The sequence below is a fragment of the Burkholderia sp. Cy-637 genome (assembly GCF_011753175.1).
Classification (GTDB): Bacteria; Pseudomonadota; Gammaproteobacteria; order Burkholderiales; family Burkholderiaceae; genus Burkholderia; species Burkholderia gladioli.
In genome coordinates this window covers 1-3,819 of the sequence record NZ_VWWC01000308.1, presented here as the reverse complement: position 1 = coordinate 3,819, position 3,819 = coordinate 1, and the positions used below count along the sequence as shown (strand labels likewise).

General features: G+C 71.0%; 4 protein-coding genes. 1 reads left to right on the top strand and 3 read right to left on the bottom strand.

The features are described from left to right. On the top strand, positions 1–1,317 hold a 1,317-nt coding region (locus F3J10_RS34775), incomplete at its 5' end, for a DUF748 domain-containing protein (RefSeq protein ID WP_167243975.1). Positions 1,318–1,464: 147 nt separating this feature from the next. On the opposite strand, the gene F3J10_RS34770 is transcribed toward F3J10_RS34775, so the two are convergent. From F3J10_RS34770 to F3J10_RS34760, 3 genes are all read right to left on the bottom strand, one after another. Then, positions 1,465–1,683 (bottom strand): hypothetical protein, encoded by a 219-nt coding sequence (locus F3J10_RS34770; RefSeq protein ID WP_013691600.1) that lies wholly within the window; start codon positions 1,681–1,683, stop codon positions 1,465–1,467. Between the two features lie 158 nt (positions 1,684–1,841). Continuing rightward, positions 1,842–3,152 carry an MFS transporter gene (locus F3J10_RS34765; protein ID WP_205200591.1) on the bottom strand — a complete coding sequence of 437 codons (1,311 nt, stop codon included), beginning with the start codon at positions 3,150–3,152 and terminating at the stop codon, positions 1,842–1,844. 33 nt (positions 3,153–3,185) lie between these two features. Then, positions 3,186–3,819: YbfB/YjiJ family MFS transporter (locus F3J10_RS34760; RefSeq protein WP_167243974.1), on the bottom strand; the 634-nt coding region annotated here is incomplete at its 5' end.

Below are 3,819 nucleotides of genomic sequence, written 5' to 3'. Positions count from 1 at the left end.
CCGGCCTCGGCCGCCTCCAGCGTGGCCGGCACGCTGGCCTCGGCCAACGCCGCCTCGGGCGCCGCCGCGCCGCTGCCGGCCTCGGTGCCGAGCGTGGTGGTGAAGGCCGCGCCGGCGCCGAGCCAGCCGGTGCGGATGCGCTTCGGCGAACTGGTGCTGCAGGACGGCCGCGTCACCTATACCGACAACTTCATCCGCCCGAACTACACGGCCGACCTGGTGGCGATCAAGGGCACGGTGGGCGCGTTCGGTACCGATTCGCAGACCAGCGCGCCGGTCGACATCGCGGCCAGCCTGGCCGGCAACGGCCCGATCTCGATCAAGGGCTCGGTCAATCCGCTGATCGCCAAGCCGGCGCTGGACCTGACGGCCTCGGCGCACGGCATCGAGCTGACCAACCTGACGCCCTACTCGGCGAAGTACGCCGGCTACCCGATCACCAAGGGCAAGCTCAACGTCGACCTGCACTACCAGCTCGCCGACGACCAGCTCAGCGCCAACAACCACATCTTCATCGACCAGCTCACCTTCGGCGACCACATCGACAACGACACGGCCACCAAGCTGCCGGTGCGCCTGGCGATCTCGCTGCTGAAGAACTCGCGCGGCGAGATCGACGTGAACATCCCCGTGTCGGGCTCGCTGTCGAACCCCGAGTTCAGCATCGGCGGGCTGATCTGGCATGCCGTGCTGAACCTGCTGAAGAAGGCGGTGACGGCGCCGTTCTCGCTGATCGCCAGCGCCTTCGGCGGCAACGGCGAGGAACTCGGCTACGTCGAATTCGCGCCGGGCGTGGCCACGCTCACCGACGCCTCGAGGCAGAAGCTCGACACCATCTCGAAGATGCTGGCCGAGAAGCCCTCGATCCGCCTCGACCTGACGGGCCGCGTCGATCCCGCGCGCGACGCGCCGGGCCTTCGCGACGCCTATGTCGAGCGCCTGGTGCGCCAGCAGAAGCTCAAGGACGTGGTGGGGCAGGGCGAGAGCATCGACCCGATGACGGTCAAGGTCACGCCGGAGGAATACACGAAGTACCTGACCAAGGCCTACAAGGCGGCCGACTTCAAGAAGCCGCGCAACCTGATCGGCATGCAGAAGGCGCTGCCCGACGCGGACATGAAGGCCGCGCTCGAGGCGCACGCGCCGGCCGACGACGCGGCCCTGCGCGAGCTGGCCCAGCAGCGCGCGCAGGCGGTGCGCCAGTACCTGGACGGCAAGGTGGATGCGAGCCGGATGTTCATCGTGGCGCCCAGGCTCGACGCCAAGGGCATCGAGGACAAGGGCGCGACCACGCGCGTCGACTTCGGGCTCAAATGAACGCGAGGGCCCGCGCCGATGGACGGCGCGGGCCCTCGTGGCGCATCGGCGGCGCAGGCCGCGGCCGATACGCGGGCCGGCTCGTGCGCGCGGCACGGCCGACCCGCTGCCTCAATGCTTCAGCCCCGGTGCATCAGCCCCAGTGCTTCAGTCGGCGTGCGCCGGCTCGCGCTTGGCGATCTCCTTGCGCGCCGCCAGCGGAATGCGCGGATCGTCCCAGGTGCTGAGCCATTCCACTTCCTTGGTGGTGAACACCTGGCCGTAGTTGCGCAGCGCGTACTGCAGCGAATCGATGATGTGGTTGCGGATGATTTCCGGCGTGTGCGCGTCGTCGAGCACCGAGCGGAACGCCTCGAGCGTGGCCATCGTCTTGCTCCGGGTGACTAAGGGATAACCCGGTTATCGCACGTCAATAGTCCCGCGCCAAGCCCGAAAAAATAATTCGTGCGACGCAGCAATGCCGGGCGGGGCGCGAGATTTGCGCCGATCCGGAGCGATATCGCCGAACGCCGCCGCAGTCTGCCTCAGCGTGCCACCGAACTGGCGATCCGGCCCCGGAAGTGGATCCAGGCATTCAGCGCCGCGCACAGCACCAGCAACGCGCTGGTGACGAAGAACACCGCATGCAGCCCGACATGCGCGCCGATCTGCCCGCCGATCAGCGGCCCCACCACCTGCCCCGAGAACTGCGCCGACTGCAGGTAGCCGAGCACGCTGCCGGAGCGGTGTTCCTCGACCGAATGGCGCACCAGCTTGGCGATCGCCGGCAGCAGGCCGGCCAGCGACATGCCCATCGCGCCGCGCAGCACGGCGAGCTGCCACCAGTGCGTGACGAAGGCCTGCGGCAGCATCACCAGGCCCGTCACCAGCAGGCAGCCGATGATCACCGGCCAGCCGCCGATGCGATCCGCCAGCGCGCCCAGGCGCGGCGCGGTCAGCATGCTGCCGAAGGCCGAGGCGGCCATCACGATGCCGGCGGTGCGCGCCAGCGCGGCATGCGCCACGCCGAGCTGGCCGATGTAGACGGTGATGATCGGCTCGATCGACATGTTGGCGAGCAGCACCATCATGGCGGTCAGCAGCAGCGCGCCGAGCGCGGCGCGGCCGGCGGCGCGCGGCATGGCGACCTGGCCGGCCTTCGTGGCACCGGCGCCGTGGCGGCGCGCGTCGATGCGTCGGTCGAAATCCTCGCGCACCAGGCCGATGGTGGCCGCCGCGGCCACCGCGATCATCGCGCCGCCCACGAAGAAGGTGCCGCGAATGCCGACCAGGCCCGGCAGGAAGCCGCCCACCAGCGGCCCCACCAGGTTGCCGGCCAGCGCGCCGGTGGACAGCACGCCGAGCGCCCAGCCGGCGCGCTCGCGCGGCGCCTGGGTGCCGACCATCACGATCGAGGCCGAGGCGTAGCCGCCGATCAGGCCGGCCGCGAGGCGCAGCGCCACCAGTTGCGCGACGCTGTGCGCGATGCCGATCAGCGACATCACCACCGCCATGCCGAGCGCGGCGCGTACCAGCATCGGCTTGCGGCCGTAGCGGTCGGCCAGGCGCCCCCACAGCGGCGCGGTGATCGCCGTGCCGAAGAAGGTCGCGCCGAAGGCCACGCCCGACCACTGCACGATGCCGGCCGGCGAATGCACGCCGAGCTGCTCGACATAGAGCGGCAGGAAGGGCAGCAGCATGCTCAGGCTCACCAGGGTGGTGAACGAGCCGAACACGCAGACGGCGAGGTTGCGGCGCCAGTAGGCGGCGTTGCGCTCGACGTAGGCGCGCGCCTCGGGCGGCTGGGTGGAAACGGGCGGGACGGCGAGCTCGGGAGCGGCGGCGGGGCGGGACATGGTGGCGTCTTCCTTGGGTGAGCCGTGCGGGGTTCAGGCCTTGCGGGCCTGGATGCCGACGACGAGGTCGATCGCGAGCGCCAGCACCATCGCCGCGGTGCCGATCGCGAACAGCATGCGGTAGTCGCCGCCGTTCTGCGAGAACACGTAGGACAGGCCGTAGGCGGCGAGCGCCTGGCACAGTGCGAAGCCGACCGTGGCGGTGCGCCACGCCGGGTCCTGCTGCGAGGGATGATGGGCGAGCAGCTCGTGCAGGCGGCCCAGCACCAGCGGCACGGTGCCCGTGACGAAGGCGCCGACCACCACGCTCGACAGCATCAGCCAGAACGGCCCGAGCCCGAGCGCGGGAATCGCCACGCCGCCGATCTCGAGCACGAAGGCCAGGCGCAGCGCGTGGCCGAAGCCTATCCGGTCGGCCAGCGCGCCGGCCAGCACCGGCCCCAGCGTGGCGCCGACGCCGAACAGCACCCAGTATTCGGCGCCCACCTGCAGGCTCTGGCCGAGGCCGCGCGTGACGTAGTCGACCAGGAAGATCATGTGCGGCACCCAGCCGGCCGCGTTCAGCGCGTATTCGGCGTAGAGCGCGCGCAGCGGGCGCGGCGTGCTCGTGCGGCGATGCCTCGCCGGCGCGGCGGCGCGCGGCGCCGTCTCGCGCGGCCAGCCGTGC